General features: G+C 55.5%; 18 protein-coding genes. 4 read left to right on the top strand and 14 right to left on the bottom strand.

The window, feature by feature from the left end; genetic code table 11:
- The first annotated feature begins 64 nt into the window (after positions 1–64).
- From LX66_RS27460 to LX66_RS27445, 4 genes are read left to right on the top strand one after another with little or no spacing between them, the layout of a single operon-like run.
- The gene (locus tag LX66_RS27460; RefSeq protein ID WP_145719501.1) at positions 65–394 is read left to right on the top strand and encodes an ArsR/SmtB family transcription factor; all 330 of its coding nucleotides are present in this window, start codon (positions 65–67) and stop codon (positions 392–394) included.
- Between the two features lie 55 nt (positions 395–449).
- Positions 450–1,295 (top strand): arsenite methyltransferase, encoded by an 846-nt coding sequence (locus LX66_RS27455; RefSeq protein ID WP_145719500.1) that lies wholly within the window; start codon positions 450–452, stop codon positions 1,293–1,295.
- Positions 1,296–1,318: 23 nt separating this feature from the next.
- Entirely contained in the window at positions 1,319–2,398 is a 1,080-nt protein-coding gene (arsB, locus tag LX66_RS27450; protein ID WP_145719499.1) for an ACR3 family arsenite efflux transporter, read from the top strand.
- A 29-nt stretch (positions 2,399–2,427) separates the two neighbouring features.
- Positions 2,428–3,201, top strand: a complete 774-nt coding sequence (locus tag LX66_RS27445) for a metallophosphoesterase family protein (protein ID WP_145719498.1) — start codon at positions 2,428–2,430, stop codon at positions 3,199–3,201.
- Between the two features lie 3 nt (positions 3,202–3,204).
- On the opposite strand, the gene LX66_RS27440 is transcribed toward LX66_RS27445, so the two are convergent.
- The 14 genes from LX66_RS27440 to LX66_RS27375 all read right to left on the bottom strand — a co-directional run bounded on the left by LX66_RS27440 (position 3,205) and on the right by LX66_RS27375 (position 20,516).
- Positions 3,205–3,693, bottom strand: a complete 489-nt coding sequence (locus tag LX66_RS27440; protein WP_145719497.1) for a hypothetical protein — start codon at positions 3,691–3,693, stop codon at positions 3,205–3,207.
- A gap of 37 nt (positions 3,694–3,730) precedes the next feature.
- The gene (locus tag LX66_RS27435) at positions 3,731–4,999 is read right to left on the bottom strand and encodes a PepSY-associated TM helix domain-containing protein (RefSeq protein WP_145719495.1); all 1,269 of its coding nucleotides are present in this window, start codon (positions 4,997–4,999) and stop codon (positions 3,731–3,733) included.
- A gap of 105 nt (positions 5,000–5,104) precedes the next feature.
- On the bottom strand, positions 5,105–5,578 hold the full coding sequence (locus LX66_RS27430; RefSeq protein WP_211366599.1) for a DinB family protein: 474 nt from the start codon (positions 5,576–5,578) through the stop codon (positions 5,105–5,107).
- 13 nt (positions 5,579–5,591) lie between these two features.
- Positions 5,592–6,479 (bottom strand): retropepsin-like aspartic protease, encoded by an 888-nt coding sequence (locus LX66_RS27425; RefSeq protein ID WP_145719494.1) that lies wholly within the window; start codon positions 6,477–6,479, stop codon positions 5,592–5,594.
- A gap of 37 nt (positions 6,480–6,516) precedes the next feature.
- Positions 6,517–7,299, bottom strand: a complete 783-nt coding sequence (locus LX66_RS27420) for a sensor histidine kinase (protein ID WP_145719493.1) — start codon at positions 7,297–7,299, stop codon at positions 6,517–6,519.
- Positions 7,300–7,411: 112 nt separating this feature from the next.
- Positions 7,412–8,830 (bottom strand): glycoside hydrolase family 30 protein, encoded by a 1,419-nt coding sequence (locus tag LX66_RS27415; protein WP_145719492.1) that lies wholly within the window; start codon positions 8,828–8,830, stop codon positions 7,412–7,414.
- A 13-nt stretch (positions 8,831–8,843) separates the two neighbouring features.
- A complete protein-coding gene (locus LX66_RS27410) occupies positions 8,844–9,671 on the bottom strand; it encodes a glycoside hydrolase family 16 protein (RefSeq protein ID WP_145719491.1) in 828 nt (275 codons plus the stop codon).
- 116 nt (positions 9,672–9,787) lie between these two features.
- Complete coding sequence (locus LX66_RS27405) at positions 9,788–11,338, bottom strand: RagB/SusD family nutrient uptake outer membrane protein (protein ID WP_145719490.1); 1,551 nt, start codon at positions 11,336–11,338, stop codon at positions 9,788–9,790.
- A 20-nt stretch (positions 11,339–11,358) separates the two neighbouring features.
- Entirely contained in the window at positions 11,359–14,721 is a 3,363-nt protein-coding gene (locus LX66_RS27400) for a TonB-dependent receptor (RefSeq protein ID WP_145719489.1), read from the bottom strand.
- A gap of 351 nt (positions 14,722–15,072) precedes the next feature.
- Positions 15,073–16,269, bottom strand: coding sequence for a FecR family protein (locus LX66_RS27395; protein ID WP_145719488.1), 1,197 nt, complete (start codon positions 16,267–16,269; stop codon positions 15,073–15,075).
- A gap of 87 nt (positions 16,270–16,356) precedes the next feature.
- Positions 16,357–16,947 (bottom strand): RNA polymerase sigma factor, encoded by a 591-nt coding sequence (locus LX66_RS27390; RefSeq protein WP_145719486.1) that lies wholly within the window; start codon positions 16,945–16,947, stop codon positions 16,357–16,359.
- A 139-nt stretch (positions 16,948–17,086) separates the two neighbouring features.
- Positions 17,087–18,229: a TlpA disulfide reductase family protein gene (locus LX66_RS27385; protein WP_145719485.1), complete on the bottom strand. Its 1,143-nt coding sequence runs from the start codon at positions 18,227–18,229 to the stop codon at positions 17,087–17,089.
- Positions 18,230–18,253: 24 nt separating this feature from the next.
- Positions 18,254–19,663 (bottom strand): PKD-like family lipoprotein, encoded by a 1,410-nt coding sequence (locus LX66_RS27380; protein WP_145719484.1) that lies wholly within the window; start codon positions 19,661–19,663, stop codon positions 18,254–18,256.
- 16 nt (positions 19,664–19,679) lie between these two features.
- Positions 19,680–20,516: a DUF4843 domain-containing protein gene (locus tag LX66_RS27375; protein WP_145719483.1), complete on the bottom strand. Its 837-nt coding sequence runs from the start codon at positions 20,514–20,516 to the stop codon at positions 19,680–19,682.
- Positions 20,517–20,523: the final 7 nt, after the last annotated feature.

Below are 20,523 nucleotides of genomic sequence, written 5' to 3'. Positions count from 1 at the left end.
TCAAAAAAAACTTTTTGGAAATTCAATTATCCATCGTAATATTACGATACGAAAGGAATGAAATATGGGAGCTACCAAAGCGGACCTGTTTACGAAACAACAGAATGAAATAGCCCTGATGGCCAAGGCGCTGGCCCACCCGGCCCGCATTGCCATCCTGCAGTACCTGGTAAAAAAGAACGCCTGCGTATGCGGCGACCTGGTGGATGAGCTGGGCCTTGCGCAGGCCACTACTTCCCAGCACCTGAAGGAGCTGAAAACCGCCGGGCTGATACAGGGCACCATCGAGGGCGTGAATGTATGCTACTGCATCAATCCCAAAGTATGGAAGCAGTACCAGGTGTTGTTTGCCGGGTTCTTTAAAGACGTGGCGCCGGACGGCTCCTGCTGTTAAAATTTTTTGCACCGATCAATCGCAATATTGCAATAATAAGATAAATCTATTCATCATGCCTACAGATATCCAGCTAAAAGAAATGGTAAAGCAGAAATACAGCGAAATTGCTTTACAGGACAAGGATGTAAACCAGTCCTCCTGCTGCGGGGCCGGCGGTTGCTCCACTGAAGTGTACAACATCATGAGCGATGACTATTCCAAACTGGAAGGGTACAACCCGGACGCAGACCTGGGGCTGGGTTGCGGACTGCCCACCCAGTTTGCGCAGATCAAAAAAGGGGATACCGTGATAGACCTGGGCTCAGGGGCCGGCAACGATTGCTTTATTGCCCGGCGCGAAACCGGCGAGACCGGCAAAGTGATCGGCATTGATTTTACGCCGGCCATGATCGAGAAAGCCCGGGCCAACGCGGAAAAGATCGGGTTCAATAACGTGGAGTTCCGGCAGGGGGATATTGAGCAGGTGCCCGTTACCGCCAACATCGCCGACGTGATCGTGAGCAACTGCGTGCTGAACCTGGTACCGAACAAGAACGGCGTGTTCAGGGAAATATTCCGCGTGCTGAAACCCGGCGGGCACTTCAGCATTTCCGACATCGTGCTTTCCGGCACGCTACCGCCCAAAATACAGGAAGCGGCTGAAATGTACGCCGGTTGCGTATCCGGGGCCATACAAAAGGAAACTTACCTGGAGCTGATCCGCAGCAACGGGTTTACCAATATCACCCTGCAAAAGGAAAAAGCCATTCACATCCCGGACGATATTCTCTCCGGCTACTTAACGGCAGACGAGATCGCCCAGTTCAGGGCCGGCAATACCGGTATCTACAGCATTACCGTGTACGCGGAAAAACCGGCCGCATCGGCTTGCTGTGAGCCCGGCTGCTGCAATAGCTGATCTTTCTTCCATAAATCCTTACTATGAGCACAAACAACTGTCATCCTGCACAACGGAAAAAGTTGGGGTTCCTGGACCGGTACCTCACCTTGTGGATATTTCTGGCAATGGCCCTGGGCATTGGCCTGGGCTATTGCCTGCCGGCTGCCGCCACGTATATCAACTCGTTTTCCAGCGGCACTACCAACATTCCCCTGGCCATCGGGCTGATACTGATGATGTACCCGCCGCTGGCAAAAGTACGCTACGAGCATATGGGCCAGGTGTTCCGGAACACGCGGATACTGGGCGTTTCCCTTTTCCTGAACTGGGTGATAGGCCCGGTGCTGATGTTCGGGCTGGCGGTGCTGTTCCTGCACGACCACCCGGAATACATGACCGGCTTGATACTGATAGGACTGGCGCGCTGCATTGCCATGGTGATCGTATGGAATGAGCTGGCGGAAGGCAACCGGGAGTACGCGGCGGGACTGGTGGCGCTGAACAGCATTTTCCAGGTGCTGCTGTACAGCGTATATGCGTATGTGTTCATTACCTGGCTGCCGGCTGTGCTGGGCATGAAAGGCGTTACTGTGCCCGTTACCATTGGCGAGATCGCCAAAAGCGTAGCGGTTTACCTGGGCATCCCGTTCCTGGCGGGCATCGCCAGCCGTTATGGCTTGATTGCCTGGAAAGGCGAGGCCTGGTTCCGGGAAAAATATGTGCCCTTCATCTCTCCTGTCACGCTTATTGCGCTGCTCTTTACCATCGTCGTGATGTTCAGCCTGAAAGGGGAGCTGATCGTGCAGATACCCATGGACGTAGTGCGGATCGCCATACCACTGGTGATCTACTTCGCCATTATGTTCCTGGTCAGTTTCCTGCTGGGTAAAGCCATGGGAGCGGATTATGCAAAGAACGCCTCCATTGCCTTTACGGCTGCCGGCAACAACTTCGAGCTGGCCATTGCCGTGGCCATCGGCGTGTTCGGCATTCATTCCGGGCAGGCCTTTGTGGGCGTGATAGGGCCGCTGGTAGAAGTACCTGCGCTCATCGCCCTGGTGAATGTGGCTTTCTGGCTGCGGAAAAAATATTACAGCAAACCGGCATTGCAAAACGCCTGATCATCCTTAAAAAAAGATAATACCTACAAATGAAAATTGCACTCTTCAGCGACATTCACGCCAACCTGCCCGCACTGGAAGCCTTTTTTAAAGACGTGGACGCCCGGCAGCCGGACGCTATTTACTGCCTGGGCGACCTGGTAGGCTACAACATCTGGCCCAATGAAGTGATCCGGGAAATACGCGGCCGCGGCATTCCCACCATTGCAGGCAACTATGATTCCGGCATCGGGCGCAGCAGCGATGACTGCGGCTGTGCGTATAAAACGGATGCTGAAAAAGCCAATGGCGCCGTATCCATTGCCTTTACCAATGAAATAGTGCGGGATGAGGAACGCCAATACCTGCGCACCCTGCCTGCTCATATAAAAGTGACTTTCCAACTGAACCAGGATACGCTCCACCTGTTGCTGGTGCACGGCAGCCCGCGGAAGATCAATGAATACCTGTTCGAGGACCGCGACGAAAAAAGCCTGCTGCGGATCATGCAGGACGCGGATGCCGACATTATGTGCTTTGGCCATACGCATAAACCTTACCACCGCGTACTGCCGGCCGTGCCGGAAGCCGGCCAGCAGTACCGGCATGCCATCAACATCGGCTCCGTGGGCAAACCCAAGGACGGCGATCCCCGGGGCGGTTATGTAATGCTGCACATCCGGGAAAACAGCAGCGTGCTGGACAAGGATACGGTGCAGGTGGAGTTTATCCGCTTTGCCTATGATGTGGAAAAAGCGGCAAAGGCCGTGGAGGACAGCCCCCTGCCGGATGCGTATGCGGAAAGCCTGCGCAAAGGCGTGTAGCCGCTATTCCCGCAGCCAGCGGATCATGTCGGGATAGGAAGGCACCTCCGTGAGCCCGATACCCTCCAGCATGGACAGGCCGATGTAGCTTTTATCGTCGCAACTGTCGGTAATGTAGCTGCTGCCACCGCGGTATCCTTCTTCATGGAAAACAAAAGCGGGGTCTATCATCAGATAGCTGCAGGCGGCATAGGACCAGGCAATGGCCATGAGTTCCTCCGCCTCCCTGTTCACCCGGTGGGCAATGGCCTCTTCTGTAAGGCATGAACGGTCTGCGGAGGGCACAACGGCAATGTGGCCGGCTTCATGCAGGATATCGCCGGGATGCTGCAACTGCTGGTGATCAATTACAATGATGCCGTTCTCAATTAAAAAACCGGGAAGAAAACCCTGTGTCCCGATGTCCCGGGACGCAGTCGGGATGCCCAGGTGGTTCAGGAAGGTGATGCACTTTTCAAATGTGAAGATGTCGTCATAGTTATACTCATGCATCCGGCAAAGATACGAAACCATCCGGAGGCGGCGGGGCCTAGTCCCTGCCGGCCAGCACCACACGGGGTTGCTGCCGGGGCGCCCGCTGGTACCCGCTCTCCTGTGCAGCCGGTTTCTTCGCCTTTCTCTTCTTTTTGTTCAGCCATACCAGCAGGCCCGTTACGGGCAGGCTGGCGCAGATCAGGCTGGCAAAGAAGGCAAGTATCTTGCCGGGCAGGCCGGCAATGGCGCCTACGTGAATATCATAATTCATACCGATCAGGCGCTCACCGGCATTGCGGTCTTTGGCGGTCTCCCGCAGCAGGAGCCGGCCGCTGTGCTTGTCAAACTGCAGGTCATCGCGGTCATAATAGGTCTCCTTGCCCCAGTAGGCCGCCATGCGGATAGTGGCATCGTTGGCGGGCAGCACCGCGCTCACGCCTATACGTTTGGCAGCAGGTGCGGCCTTTACGGCTGCAGCATAGGCAATGTCCAGCGGGTTGCTGTTAGCCGGCGGCAGCGCCAGGGTATCGGACTTCACCTCCTTATGCTGCGGCGGCGTCATGCTGCCGGAGGCTACTACATATACGGCCTGCTTAAACCACTTGAAGGACCATACCATACCGGTAAGGGCCAGCACCAGGGCTATCAGCAGGGCATAAAAGCCCAGCACATTATGCAGGTCATAGTTCACCCGCCTGGAACTGCCGGACCATTTGATGCGGAAGCTTTGCTCACGGGCCTTTTTGGTCCACTTCTTCGGCCACCACAGTATCAGCCCGGTGATCAGCAATATTACGAAGATGAAGGTGCCCCAGCCTACAATAGGCTGCCCATACCTGGTATTGAGCAGCAGGCTCCAGTGGGCGTACTTCATCAGCACAAAAAAGTCGTACTTCAGGTTGCGCACGGCTGTTACCGCGCCGGTATAGGGGTTTACGTAAGCTGTTTTGTAATATTCGGTAGCGCCGAAAATGGTGAGCGCATCAGGATCGCCGTTCTTGTAGGTGATAAACTCCCAGGACCGGTCCGGCTGCCGGTAGGTGATCATGCTCCGGATGGGAAATTCCTTACCCAGCGCGGCCTGCGCCTTTTCCTGCAGCACGCTCAGCGGCAGCGGCTGCATTTCCGGCGCTTCCACGTACAGGATATCGTGGTGTATCCAGCCGGATATCTCCTTGTGGAACACGAACAGGCAGCCGGTAATGCTCACGATCAGCACAATCAGCCCGGAGCTAAGCCCCAGCCAGAGATGCAGCCAGGCATTCAGCTTTTTGAGCCAGGACCTGCCCTTTTTCTTCCCGGTGGTTTTGTGAGTATTTCCCATGATATGATTGCTTCCTTCCTGCTTTGAGTATAAAAATCGGACAGGGAGGCAGCATTCCCTATTCGGAACGGGAAAATCATTTACGCAAAGCGGAAAAAAACGGGATTAACGGATAATATCCGTATCTACGGGCGTATAGCCCAGGTGCCGGCTGATAGAGAGGATCTGCCCTTTGTGGTGGAATTCATGGGTGATCACGTGCGTAAATACCTGGAGGGGGGTGGTAACGGTCACTTTATCGTCCCGCCGGGAAGCCAGTTGTACCGCATCGGCATCCCGGTAGTGGCTGATGAATGTTTCCACCAGTTGGTCAATGGACCTGAAAAAGTCCCGGCACGCGGACACGTCCGGGACCTTTTCATAGGACGGGTATTCCATTTCCCGGCCCAGCGCATGAAAACCGGTCCAGTACTGGTAGGTATGCCCGATATGCACCAGCAGGTTGCGCATGCTGCCGCCCCGGCCAAACCCGGTATTTTCGGCCACAAAATCCGCCGGCGATACCGTATCGCAATAATCCAGCAAAACGGCCCGGGCCATTTGCACCATGTCATACTGTGCGGTCCATAACACGTTCATATGCAAAAGATTGTCAGTTTTGTACCAGCATGGCCCGTCCCGGCACGTCTACCGTGATGCGGTTGCCCAGCCAGTTGATCCACATAATACCGTCGTAGATCAGTCCTTCCACAAATTGTGCCTTAAAACCCGTTGTCTGCACAGCGGGAACGGCCGCGGCCGCCAGCTTGTCCAGGGAAGTGAGGTAGGTATGCGACACAAAGTCCTGGTTGATCTCGCTGCGCCGCGCCACCTTTTTCACCCGGGTGGTGTCATTTACATTAACGCCCAGGGCCTGCAGGTATTTTGCGTTCAGCTTGAACACGTCTTTTCCCGCACCACTATCCAATGACAACTGCAGGGTAAGCGTATCGTTCACCCTGAAATAGGCGAACATGTCCAGCGCATGCCCGCGGTAGTCTTCCGGCTGTATGGGTATCAGCTTGCCTGTTTTCCGGATAGCGGCCAGGGAGGCAGGCGTTTCCAGCCGGATCTCCTTCTTTTCCAGGTCAATGGTAAAGGGCTGCTTTTCCATGAACTTCAGGGAAATGATCCCATCCAGTCCGCCCAGCTTTACATCCAGGTAGCTAACCTCTTCGGTGGCGTGCTGCATGCCGCCCAGCCTGAAATCCCTTACGGTATACAGGTCGGCATCCAGGCGCTCCCCGGTGGCGCGGAAGGCGGTAAAACCACCGTCCTCTTTCCGGGAGTGCGGCAGCTTGTCAAAAAAAGTTTTCGTGAGCACTGTAAGCCCGGCGCCGGTATCAAACAGGAAATTTCCTTCCACCCCGTCTACCGTTGCCTTTACCAGGATATGGCCTGATCCCGGCAATTCGAAAGGGATAGCGGTTTTAGCGGATTGTCCAAAAGCAGCAAGGCACAGGCAGGCACAATGGAATGCCAGCAGCAGGATTGATCTCATAAGCAAAGATTTGTACAGAATAGGATCGCAATATAAACTAATCGGGGGAAAGCAGTGCAGCAGGCGCTGTTTTAAAACGGACCTCTATCCTGCAACCCGGGCCGCCATTGATCTTCAGGGCGGCCTCCAACTGTTCGCTCAACATGCGGATCAGCCGCAGCCCGATAGCCGGCTGCGCTTCAAAATCAAAATCCGGTCCCAGCCCTATCCCATCGTCCGATATAACAAGCAGCAACTGGTCCGTAGCCAGGTACGCCATCTCTACCGTAATATGGCCGGCACGGCCGCCCGGGAAGGAATGCCGGATGGCATTGGTGATGGCCTCGTTGAGTATCAGCCCTACCGGCACGGCAGCGGATATATCCAGTTGTATATTATCCACCCGGCATGCAAACACCAACTGCGGCCCGGTGTTGAAATGCTCCTTCAGGTAATGCAGCAGCTCCTGGGTGTATTCGTGCATATCGATCGTAGAGATAGCGCCGGACTGGTATGCCTTCTGGTGCACGAGGGACATAGCGCTGATACGGTGCTGGCTCTGGCGGATGGCGTGCAGGGCTGCATCATTGTCCAGGTAGGCGGACTGTATGTTCAGCAAACTGATCACGATCTGCAGGTTGTTCCTGACGCGGTGGTGCACTTCTTTCAGCAGCCATTCTTTTTCGGTCAACAGGTGCTGCAGGCAGCGGTTCTTCTCCGTAATATCCTTTTGCTGGGCCAGCAACTGCTGCCTGCTGCGCCGCTTCAGCCGGTAGCTGCGGGCAAGCAGGGCGGCCATAACCAGCAGCAGGGCAACGCCGGCCAGCATGATGATCAACATACTTTCTGATTACTTGCATCATGAAAGTATCACTTTGTTTCAAAGGGGAAATACGCCGGTGATAAAGGATACAAAGGAAACGATGATTTATACAAGTGTTCCCTGCGCAGCCTTATTTCCACACATAAGTAGCTACGGCGCCGGTATCCAGGGCGGTAGTGGCTACCTCCCCGTTAAAGCGGATATTGAACGTTTGCGGCGTTTTACCATCGTTCACCACGATCAGCACCTTTTTACCATCCGGCGCTTTAAAAGCCACGTTATTCAGCTTGCCGGGCACATTGGAAGCAATGCGCACGGAGCCGGGCCGTACAAATTTTGAAGCATGTGCAATAATGTAATACGCCACGTTGCGGGTAACACTGTCGCCTATAGTCAGCGCGCCCACGCAGGCGGTGCAGCCGCCCGCCGTGTGCGGGTTGTAGGAAGGATCGGCGGCCAGGTTCCACTCCAGTACATTGCGGCTCCAGTTGCGCGTAGCGCCAATGATCAGCGTGCTTACATGCCACTGCAGGTTAGTGCTGAATACGCCGGGAGCGCCCACCCATTGCTCCGTAAAATAGATGTGCTTATCCGGGTAGGCATTATGCACGGCTGTAAGCGCCGTGATATCGCCGCCATACAGGTGAAAAGCGGAGCCGTCGATGTAGGGCCTTGCCCCGGCATCATCCAGCACGGTTATGGGATAATCAGGGCGATCGGCATTGTGATCATAGATGATGATCTTTGTTTTAAGGCCGGCGGCTTTGAAAGCGGGGCCCAGGTGATTGGCAATGAAATCCGCCTGCTCCTCCGGCTGCATCACCATGCTGGGCACATTACCGCCGTGCAGCGGTTCATTCTGCGGCGTAATGGCGTCTATAGTAATGCCATCCTGCTGCATGGCCTGTATGTACTTTACAAAGTACTGCGCATAAGCGCTGTAATAAGCCGGCTCCAGGCTGCCCCCCTTAAAAGCGCGGTTGGTCTTCATCCAGGTAGGCGCTGTCCAGGGGGAGCCTAATATTTTGATGGAGGGGCTCAGCGCCACGATCTTTTTCAGAACGGGCAACAGGTCTTTTTGCTCTCTTTCCAGGCTGAAATGCGCCAGGCTTTCATCCGTTTGCCCGGCCGGCATTTCATCGTAGGTAAATGTAGTATCGCTCAGATCAGATGCGCCGATGGTAACCCGCAGGTAGCTCACGCCAATGCCGTTGTCCCCGGCCAGGAACAGCTCTTTCAGCAGCGCGTCCTGCTCCGCAGGCGGCAGGGAATTGATCAGGGTGGCGCTGCCGCCGGTAAGCGCGTAGCCAAAACCGTCTATCTCCTGGTAGGTTTGCGCGGTATCCACGGTAATCGTGGGATAATTATTGGCGGTATCCCGGAATGGCAGGGTTGCCGGTTGCTTTGCAAACAATGCCGATCTGTCGGGCGTCGTCAGCCAGTAGCTGATGCCTTGTTCCCTGCTGCTTTCCTTACATGCCGTGAAGCATGCTGCGCACAATAGCAGTGCGGCGGCTATGCTGCGGATCTTTTTGCCGGTTTGTATCATATTCCGTTCGGTGTTATTGATCGATCATTTTGTACACTCTTACATAATCCACTTCCATGGCAGCGGGGAAGATGCTGTCGTCCACTCCCTGCTGGCCACCCCAGCCACCACCTACGGCGATATTGAGCAGGAGGTGAAAGCGCTTGTCAAAAGGCCATACAGGATATCCTTTGCCTTCGTTGGCAAACTCGAACACCAGCTCATTGTCAATATACCCTTTCAGGGTTGCCGGTGTCCAGTCCATGCGGTACAGGTGGAATTCCGTAGTGGCGTTGCTGACCTTTTTGATGGCGGTTTTCTGCGTGTTGATCTTGAAATAATATTTTTCCGTGTGCGCGCTGATGTGCACCTGGTTGGGGTTGTGGCCCACATGCTCCATGATGTCTATTTCGCCGGACTGCGGCCAGCCGCCATAGGCCCAGTCTGTAGGCAGCATCCAGATGGCGGGCCAGGTGCCCCTGCCCGCGGGCAGCCTGGCCCTGATCTCGAAACGGCCATACAGGAAATCGCCTTTGTGCTTTGTGATCAGCCGGGCGGAGGTATAGTGGCGGCCTTCCTTGTCCTCCTTACGCGCAGTAATGGTAAGCACGCCATTTTCCACTGCAGCATTCCTGGTGCTGTTGGTATAATACTGCAGCTCGTCGTTGCCCCAGCCGTGGCCGCCAATGTCGTATCCCCAGCGCGTGGAGTCCGGCAGGCCGGTATAGTCAAATTCATCCGCCCATACCGGCGTCGCCTCAAATTGCCAGTGCTTGTCTGCCGGCGCATCCTGCGCCAAAGCGCTTCCGTAGCCCAGGCCAAGGGCCAGCAGGGCGAAGGGGATATGTCTCCACATTTTCATGGGCTATTCTTTTTTTAAATGTAAAATGATAAATGTAAAATACTAAATGTAAAAGTTGGCAGCACATTCCCACCAACTTTTACATTTTACATTCAGCATTTTACATTTATCATTCCTCACTTAGTACCGCCCCATTCCGTGGTCTGCTCTATCTGGGTATTATCCAGCTCCAGCAGCGGGATAGGCAGGTATTCATGCTTGCCGGCCACAAAACCGCGGCTGCCCAGCACGGCAGATGCCCTGCCGGTGCGTACCAGGTCAAACCAGCGGAAACCTTCGCCGGCCAGCTCCAGGCGGCGCTCCTGCATGATATTGTCAATAGTGGCGCTGACAGGGGCAAGGCCCACGCGGGCGCGCACGGCATTCAGCAGGTCGTAGGAACGGGTGCCGGCCAGGCCGCTTTCGCCGCTGCGCACACGGGCTTCCGCTTCCATCAGGTAAGTATCTGCCAGGCGGATCTCGTACATATCCAGGCCAAAGTTCAGCTCCCAGTTACCGCCGCCGGTGCTGCGGGTGGAAGTACGGCCTGCAAATTTTTCCAGGAAGTAGCCGGTGTTCATAAAGCCTTTTTCATACTCCACGATGCCATTGTCTTCCAGGCTGTCCAGGTTGGCAACGGTATACCGGTAACGCGGATCATAATGAATGGCGTTAAACAGGTCCGGCGTGATCACCAGGAAGCTCCAGCCGGATATATAATCGGGCGCCTGGTCTGTGAGGGCGCGGTAGCCCCTGGGGCCTACCATTACGCCCAGCACATTGCCTTCCGTACAGGATACGCAATCCCAGTTGCCGGCGGAGCTGGAGTTGAAATTGATCTCGAAAACAGATTCGCTGTTGAACTTATGCGCGGGGCTCCACAGGTCGCCAAAATTATCCAGCAGCTTGTAGCCGTACTTCGCACTGGTTTGCCCGGGCATGGCGCCGTTCACTTCCTGCAGTTCGGCCACGGCATCGGCCCATTTTTCCTCAAACAGGTATACCCTTCCCAGCAGGGCGTGCGCAGCGCCTTTGGTAGCACGGCCGCCTTCCGTTGCTGCAGGCACCTGGTCCGGCAGGTTGGGCTCGGCAATCGCATCCTTCAGGTCCTGCTCTATCTGTGCATACACTTCCTGCGGCGTAGCCTGCGGCACGTCGTACATTTCATTGAGCGTGCTGATCGGGTCCGTCATTAAAGGCACGGCCTTGAAAAAGCGCACCAGGTCGAAATAGAAATAGGCGCGCAGGAATTTGGCCTCCGCTGCAAAGCGTTTCTTCTGGTTCTCATCCATCGGCACATCCGGCAGCTTGGCCAGCAGGGTATTGGCCCGGGCGATGCCGGCAAAACCTTTCTGCCACAGCACATCCTGGGGACCGGTAGCCGGCGTCAGGGTATAGTTGGACCATACCTGCAGGGAGCTTACGTCGTTGGGACCGCCACCACCGGCATAATGATCGTCGGAAGCGGCGTTCAGCGCGCCTACTTTGGTCACAAAACCGCTGCTCTGCCAGCCCACCACATCATAAACCGCTACCAGTCCGTTCATGGCTTCGTCCGCGTTCTTGTAATAATCCTCTTCGGGAATGGAGCCCTTGGGCTGCACATCCAGCCAGCTTTTGCTGCAGGAGCCTGCTACCAGCATACCTGCCGCCAGCAGGGTGATATATAAAATTTTACGTTTGTTCATGTTTAATCAGCTTTTGCTTGTTAAAAAGTAACATTCAATCCCATCATGTAAGAACGGGCCTGCGGGTAGATACCACGGTCAATGCTCATCACGTTGCCGCCGATCTCCGGGTCGAAGCCGGTATAACCGGTAAAGGTCACCAGGTTCTCGCTCATGATGTACACACGCACTCTTTCAATGCCGGCGCGTTTGCTGAGAGAAGCCGGCAGGGTGTAGCCCAACTGCAGGTTCTTGATGCGGAAATAGCTGCCGCTTTCCAGGTAGAAATCGGAGGGATTGGTGAAGTTGCGGTTGTTATTCGGATCGCCTTCCACCAGCCTGGGGAAATCATTGGAGGTGCCGGGGCCTGTCCAGCGGCCCAGCGCTTTCGTTTGCCAGTTGGCGTTGCCAATGTCCAGGCGGCGCAGGCCCTGGAAGATCTTGTTACCACCGGCGCCCTGCCCGAATATGACCAGGTCAAAGCCTTTATAGGCGGCGTTCACCGTAAGGCCGTAGGTCCAGGTAGGCAGCGGGTTACCGATGAAGGTCCGGTCCTGGTCATTGATCTCGCCATCGCCGTTCAGGTCTGCCCAGCGGAAATCGCCAGGTACAGCATTGGGCTGTATCTTTTTACCGTCACTGCTTACGTAGTTGTCCACCTCTTCCTGTGTCTGGAAAATACCCAGTGTCTGGAAGCCGTAGAAGGAGCTGAACGGCTGATCCACCGCCGTGCGGGTGAGCGGGTAGCTGCTGGCAATGAAGCTTTCCCCGCCGGAAAGATAGGCGATGCCGGGGCCCAGGTCCGTTACCTTATTTTTGATGTAGGACATATTACCGTTCAGCGACAGCGTTACATCGCCCAGCACTTTGCGGTATCCCAGCTCCAGCTCTATACCGGTATTTTCCATATCGGCCACATTGGCTACCGGGTTGCTGAAAGCGCCTACATAGGAAGGAATGCGCAGCTCCTGCAAAATGCCGGTGGTCACTTTCTTATACCAGTCAAAGGACAGGTGCAGGTCCTTGAACAGCGTGGCTTCAAAGCCGATGTTGGTCTGCTTGGTCTCTTCCCAGCGCAGGTCCGGGTTGGCCGGTGCATTGGGGCTGTAGCCTACCAGGTAGGAGCCTTCATTGCCGATAGTGTAGTTCCTGCCGCCACCAACAATGGAAGCATAGCCCAGGTCGTCTATGTTATCGTTACCTACTACACCATAGCCGCCACGGATCTTCAGGAAGTCCACTACATTATTGGCCGGCCAGAAATTTTCATTGGAAGTGACCCAGCCCAGTGAGAAGGAAGGGAACACCCCGTATTTGTTATTGGCGCCGAAGCGGCTGGAGCCGTCGCGGCGGATGATGCCGGTAAAGAGATATTTCTCGTTGTAGGCATAGTTCACACGGGCAAAGAGGGAAGCCACCTTGTGGTCCACGCCTTCGCTGCCGGTGGCAACCCTGTTGGCCGTAGCCACGTCAAAGTTCATGGAAGCCGCCTTGAAATTGTCTACCGGCAGGTCAAAATAGGTAACATCCGTTGCCTTGGTACGGTTGTCCAGGTAGGCGCCCTGCCCGGCCAGCAGCGTCACATCATGCAAGCCGAACGCTTTTGTGTAGGAGATGGTGTTCTCCAGGTTCCAGTCAAAACGCTGGTTGTTGGTACGCTGGAACGAAGTACGCGGGGAAGTGGTGGAAGAGTTGAGCCAGAAAATAGGCGTAAAGGTCTCATCGCCCCAGAAAGATATCTTGGTGCCCACGCTGGACCTGATGCGAAGGCCTTCGATGGGCTGTATTTCCAGGAACACGTTGCCCACCACGTTATGCGACCAGGAATAGTTGCCCAGGCGGGTCTGGATATAAGCCAGGGGGTTGGTGATCTCCTGCCCTACGGAGCCGGAAATGCCGTAAGGGCGGCCCTGGGCATCCCTTACCACGCCTTTGTTCAGGTAAGGCTGCTGGGCAGCTACCGCCGGGTCGGTCACCACCAGCGGCGTGATGGGGTCCAGGTTGATGGCAGAGCTTAAAGGACCGCCAAACTCGCTGTTGGTATTCCCCAGGCCGATCGCCTTGTCGTAGGCATAACCTACGTTCTCACCGAACGTAACGTATTTGGACAGCTTGTGCGTGGAGTTCAGCCGCACGTTCACGCGCTGGTATTTAGAAATATCGGTAGCTACGATGCCCTCCTGGTTCAGGTAACCGAAGGAGCCGTAGAAAGTGGATTTATCGCTGCCGCCGCTGACGCTGATCTCGTGGTTCTGGCGCTGGGCGCTGTTGTTAAAGATCACAGATTGCCAGTCGGTGCCGGCGCCCAATGCAGCGGGATTGGCAAATGGCGCATCCTTGCCGGCATTGATGGCGGCTTCATTGCGCAGGGTGGCGTACTCCGTGGCGTTCAGCAGGTCCAGCTTTTTAGCTGGTTCGGAAATGCCATAGTAGCCGTTGTAGTTCACCTTCAGCGTACCGGCCTTTCCCCTTTTGGTGGTGATGAGTATAACGCCGGCGGCTGCACGCGCACCGTAAATGGCCTGGGAGGCGGCATCCTTCAGCACTTCTATGGATTCAATGTCATACTGGTTCAGGTAGCCGATACCGCCGTTGTCCACTACCACCCCGTCTACCACCCAGAGCGGGTTGTTATTGCCGAAAGTCGTGAGGCCCCTTACCCTTACAGTAGCGGCGGAACCCGGCTGGCCGGAGTTGGCGGCAATGGTCACGCCGGAGGTGCGGCCCTGCAGCGCCTGTTCCGTACGGGTCACGGGCTGGTTCTCCAGGTCGGCGGCCCGTACGCTGGAAATGGAGCCGGTCACCACGCTCTTTTTCTGCACGCCGTAACCTACCACCACTGTTTCCGTAAGGGAGGTCTGGGATACCGCCAACTGCACGTTCAGCGTGCCGCCGGTAACCGGCAGGGTTTGCGGGGTATAACCCAGGAAGCTGATCACCAACTGGCTGCCCTGTGGTACGGTAATGCTGTAATTACCGGCACCGTCTGCGGCGGTGCCGGTATTGGTATCCTTTACGCGGATGGTGGCGCCGGGCACGGGCTCGCCTCTTTCGTCCGTGATACGGCCGCTTACGCGGATGGGGGTATCAACCGGCTGGGGCCGGGCCTCCGGCAGGTGCTGTATAATAATGCGCAGGCCGTCCATGCTGTAGGACACGGGCTGCCCTTTCAGGCACTGGTCCAGCACATCCTTTACGGATGCGTTCTTCACGGAGAGGGTGACGGGATTGGTACGGGCGATCATCGTTTCATCATAAACAATGGAAACGCCTGTTTGCCTGGACACCTCCTTCAGCACCTTTTTCAGCGGCGCATTCCTGGCCGAAAGCGTGATCTGCTGCGACACCGCTTTGGCGCTTATTTGCAGGCAGGCTGCAAGCAACAAAAAGGTTGTCAGTTTCATGACGCGGAACATTTTGCCGGCTATACGGGGTCGTACTGCACGTGTAACCGGAACCGTAGATCGCTTACCGATACGGCAAGCCCTACCACTAAAGTTAAATTGCATACTTTTGTAGTGTTTGGGAATGACGAGATAAATAGTTCTTTACGGGACTGATTTTCCGGGAAGCCCAGACATATGACCGGGGGTGTTGCGAGCACTTCCGGTTTTTTTATGGACTACCCTTCCTTCTAGCCTGGTGGTTTATTCTCCATAACGTTGCTTTGGTTTATCAGTTTTGTCATAGATAGTTGTTGCTGGGTACCGGCCGTACGTGGTAACGGCACAGCATCCGGATCTTTAGATTTTAGTTTATTCTGCTATAACGGCCAGCCGGCGCCCTTCCAGGTTAAACTTTGCGCCGTTGGCCTCCAGCATGCGCAGTATGCCGGATAAAGGCAGGTCCCTGCTGATACGGCCGCCAAAAAGCCGGCTCCCGGGACCATGCGGGTAGCTGATCTCGATATCGTACCAGCGGGCCAACTGGCGCATGATGACAGTGATATCAGCATTATCAAATTCAAAAAAGCCGGTTTTCCAGGCAATGACGCCGTTCACATCCACCGGGTGCACGGACATACGGCCGGTGCTGTAGTCCAGCACGGCCTGCTGGCCCGGCTTCAGTTGCCGTTGCAGGCTGCCCTGCTTCATGTTGACGGCGCCTTCCAGCAGCGTGGTATTCAGGCTGCCCTCGTCCGGGTAGGCCATAATGTCAAAACGGGTGCCCAGCACCTGTACTTCCGTAGTATTTACTTTTACGATGAAAGGCCGACCGGGGTCCGGGGCGATCTCAAAATAGCCCTGGCCCTCCATTTCCACCACCCTTTCCTTACCGGTAAAGGCGGTGGGGTATCTCAGGCTGGAAGCGGCATTGAGCCATACCCCGCTGCCGTCCGGCAGCACCACATGGAACTGTCCGCCGCGCGGCACCGTGAGCTTGTTGTAACCTATCGCTTCGCCATTGCCGGCAGCATACTGCAACCGGCCGTTGTGCTGCTGCACCCGGGTTTTGCCCTGCTGTATCACCTGGTTGCCTGCGCTGTCCAGCGTAACGGTAGACCCGTCTGCCAGGGTAAGCACGGCCTTATTGCCACCGGGAGCGATATCATGATCCTGTGCAAGGCTGTCTGTAGTAATAGTCTGAGCGATCTGTAGGGGTTGGACACAGGTACTGTACCACCACCACCAGATACCGCCGGCCAGTATGAGCACCAGCACGGAAGCCGCTGCCAGGGGCTGGTAACGCCAGGTGCGCAAACGCCGTTCCCGGGCGCCACGGCTGCTAATATCCTGCAGCAGGCGGGCCTCCATACGGTCACTGAACGCTGCCGGCACCTCGTGCGGCTCCTGCATCACCTGCTCAAACTCCCGCTGCATGGCAGCCAGCAGGGTACGGTGGGCGCCGGACGACCGGAGCCAGTCATACAGCTCCGCTACCTCCCTGGCGGTGCATTGCCCGTCCAGGTAGCGCTGTACCAGTTCTTCGTAGTGGCCATTTGTTTGAGACATAAGTTATGCCGGCACCCTTTTGGATAGCGTACCTGCATATAATATCCGGAAACCGGCCGGGAGGGTACCCCCTTCCCTAAAAAAATTTTAGAAAATTTTTCCTGCCAGCAGCAGGGCGAGGAGCAGGTCACCGTGACGGTATATATAATTGTGGATAAAGCGCATGCTCAGCACCATGTGCTTTTTTACGGCATTACGGGAAATGCCCAGTATGGCAGCCGCTTCGTCGTAGCTCTTGCCTTCCTGCCGGCACAGGCGGAACACGTTGAGGCGCTGCGGGGTAAGCCGGGACAGGGCTTCACGGAAAAGGCGGTCATATTCCTTTTCCCTGACCAGTTGCTCGGGCTGTCCGCTGCCGGTAAGCGGCAGGTGCTGCAGCAACTGGGTGCGCAGGGCCTGGTCATTGGCTATCCGCTGGATGGTCTTGAAAGCGTGGTTCCTGGCAATCCGGTACAGGTAGCCGGTAAAGGGCAAACGGGGGTTAATACGGTGCCTGATCTCCCATATCTTCAGGAACACGTCATGCACCAGGTCTTCCGCCAGGGAAGGTATTTTGCAGAAGCGCAGCAGGTAAATATATAGCGCGGGATGGTAGTGCCGGTAAATGCTGGTGAATGCAGACTCGTCTCCTTCGATCATCCTTAACAACACCTCCTCCCCGGATGGCATACTATCCATATTGTTTATACATTTAATGACGTTACCATCCGCAAAATAATTAATAATTAATAATGTAAAATTAATAATCGCTACACCACTGTTTCAATGAAACATTCGCGTAACGATTATTAATGATTAACTGCTAATTATTAATTCTTCATTGAAGCAGCGCCGCCAGTTTTTCCTGCAGCTTTTCTCCCCGCAGGTTCCGGGCCACGATCTTACCGGAAGGGTCTATCAGGAAATTGGTAGGCACGCCATGGATGCCGTACTGCACCGCTACTGCATTGCTCCAGTATTTGAGGTCGGATACGTGGGTCCAGCCTTCCAGGCCGTCCTTTTTAATGGCAGCCAGCCAGTCCGCTTTCCTGCCCGGCCTGTCCAGCGACACGCTCAGCACCGTAAAGTTCTTCTCCCTGTATTGGTTAAAAGCCGCTACCACCACGGGATTTTCCGCGCGGCAGGGACCGCACCAGGAAGCCCAGAAATCCAGCAGCACGTACTTGCCGCGGAAGTCGGACAGCTTCACCGGTTTGTCATTCACATCGTTCTGGGTAAAGTCCGGCGCAGTGGCGCCTATCACCAGGCGGCGCTCCCGGTCCATGGAGGCGGCAAATTCCTTGCCTTCCGGGCTGTTACGCAGGGCGGGCGACAAGCCTTTGTACATTGGCTCCAGCACGGCCAGGTCCATGTTCAGGTGCACGCCCAGCTCTTTCAGCGCTACAATGCTGAAGAAGGAATTTGGGTTTTCGGCAATGAACTGTTTCATCAGCGCCCGCTTTTCCTGCATGGCCTTATCGTAACGCGCACCCAGCGCGTTCATGAAGACCGTATCTTTCCGCTGCTCCTCCGTGGAGGCTGCAAAGTCGCGGTTCAGGCTGTTCATCTGCTCATCAAAAGGCGAGAGGAATTTTTTATAGCGGCCGTGCTCTTTGTTGATAGGTGAGCCCGTGATCTCCCCGTCTTCCAGCGTTTCCCGGGCAACCAGGTTGATGGTGCCTTCTTCCAGGTACACCAGGCGCTTGTCTTCCGCCGTGGAGGGATTGGGCATCCCGCTGCCTTCATGGTCCACCATCAGCATGCACAGCACGGGCGCCTTCACCTCGCCTTTGAAAGTGAACACACCATTATGCAGCACCGCGGAGTCCAGGATGGTCTTTCCATCTTCCCGGCGGTCCAGGTAGGCTTTAGCCGGGGCATCCAGGTTGCCCAGCCTGCCATTCAATACAAAAGTGCCGCCCTGGGCATGCGCCATTACAGGAAAGGCTATACCGGCAAATAATATCCATTTTTTCTTCATAGCTCTTTTTATTTAGATCTTGTTTTAATCACGTAGTATGATATCCTTCGGCGCGCCGGGTATGCCGTCTGTCTGTTTAATGATCTGCCCCAGTTTGCCGGTGCTGATGTCCAGGTAGTAGATGCTGCCTTCCACTCCGGCCAGCAACAGGTTGCCGCCCTGCAGCACTTTCAGCATGGTGACCGTTTTGCCGCCAAAACTGGCGTCCAGCGGCCTTATTTCCGCATTCAGCGGGTTGTAGCGGTATATCTTGTCATGGGCGCTGAAGAAGAACACGCCTATAGGCGAAGCGCGCCAGATGGTGCCGGCAGCCAGCAGGCCGGCCCCGGGAAATTCTCTTTTATAAGCGGGATAAAAACGTTGGGTCGTATCCGTGAATTCCACCCGGAACTTCAGCTCCATTTTTTTGCCGGCGCTGTCACAAAAAGCGTACAGGTCGTTATCGCTGAAGCGGTCCATGTACTGCAGGTCCATCTTCAGGTCTTTCGGGTTGAAAGCATCGCCCAGCACATCATAGGTGGTGCCGTAATACGCGCCACCGTAAAAGCGCAGGAACTGCTTACGGCTGGTCTCAAAACCCAGGAAGTAAGGACCATAGGGCTTTTCCTGGGCATTGTGCAATACCAGCGGGTACAGCGTGTAGCTACCGGAAATGGGCACCCCGAAATACCCGTAGTAGGGCCAAAACGGGGCCGTTTCCGTAGCGCCGAAATACAGTTTCCCGTTCATCACGGCGTTCGTAACCCCCTGGACCATATTCATAAAATATTGCGGCTGCAGGGCGGCCGGCGGCTCATAAAAATTCTCCTCCAGGTAGCGGATACGCTGCAGGTTGTCCGCATCCAGCAGCACGCCGCCGCCGGTATAGGTGATCCAGTAGGAAGTGAGGCGGTTCAGGTAAAACTGGTTCTGGATGGGCACCAGTTGCATGGCCTCACCGGGCAGCGCTTCCTGGTTAATGGCTTCATAAAGGCCGGGCTGCACGGTGCCGTCCGGCTTCACGAAGGTGAGCACGCCATGTCCGCCACTGTTGCTCAGCACCAGCGCGCCTTTTGTAAATTCCGTCTGGCAGTTAATGAAGAATTCATAGAAATACTTCATGCCATTGGTATTATCGGTTACGGCCAATTGCGCTTTGTAGCGCCCGGAGGCTTCCCCGAAAACGATCCGCAGCTCACGGCCTTCATAGTCCAGGGACATCGCTTTCTGCGATACGTCTATTTTCCAGTAGCAGTCATAGTCGTCCTTGCCGGAAGCCAGTTGGATGTGCGGCGCAATAACCAGGCTGTCGCCGGTAATCACGTTGTAGGCGGTATCCAGCCGGCTGATCACGGGATCGGGCAGCTCCACGTAATCGTAATTGCCTTTATCGCGGGAACAGGCGGCCATACACAGCGCCAGTACTCCCAATATATATAACAAGTTCTTCTGCATGTGCCAGGTTTTGATATTATACAATACGGTTGCCGTTCTCGTCCGTGAAATAATATTTGTTGTCCGCCGGGTTCAGCTCCATCCGGTATTTTTTCTCCGGGTTGGTAATGCTGTAAAAGTAATAGGCATTGCTCCCGTCCGGCTCCACGGTATATCCTTCATCCGGGTAATCCTGCACCCATTGCAGCGGATCGTTCAGGAAGGAACGGAAGCGGCGGGTATAGTATAGCACGCGGGGCGTGGTGGTAGCGTCGGAAGTAGTAGGCGGCAGCTCAGTGGTACCGGAGGTACGGATGAACAGCTCATGCTTTACCCGGGAGTAAGGCCCCAGCTCACCGATCCAGGCATCCCACCACACGGGTTTTTCCAGGCGGTTGGAAAAAATGACCCGCAGCGTATCCCAATGCCTGTAGTCAGTATGCAGGTCTGCATCGCCTTCCAGCAGGAACTTGATGCGCACCGTTTTATTCGCCAGCGCCGGATCTGTATTTAACAGCACTACCGGCACCAGCACCCTGCCTTCACCGGCGGACATGCTGTAGCGGTCTTTCAGGGGCTGGTAATGCAATCCAGCGGTGGCTGTGGTAGCGCTGTCCACTACACTGATCCGGAATGTCCGCTCCTGGCCGGTACGGTTACCGGACAGCTTCACCGGCAGGTATACTGTATCTGTAGCTTTTTCCGGGAACAACGCGAAGGAATATACGATGCTGTCTACCCGTATGCCGGTCTGCGGCTCCACGAGGTCGAAGTATACATTGTCTTCCGTGGCATACCGCAGCTCCTCCGCCTTTTTGCAGGAGGATATGACCAACATGTATATCAACCCTGTTATAATAATGCTCGGTTTCATCTGTCAA

This window comes from Chitinophaga japonensis, from assembly GCF_007830125.1.
In the GTDB taxonomy this organism is placed as follows: Bacteria; Bacteroidota; Bacteroidia; order Chitinophagales; family Chitinophagaceae; genus Chitinophaga; species Chitinophaga japonensis.
The sequence above is the reverse complement of the archived record's forward strand: the minus strand, read 5'-3'. Positions and strand labels throughout refer to the sequence as shown.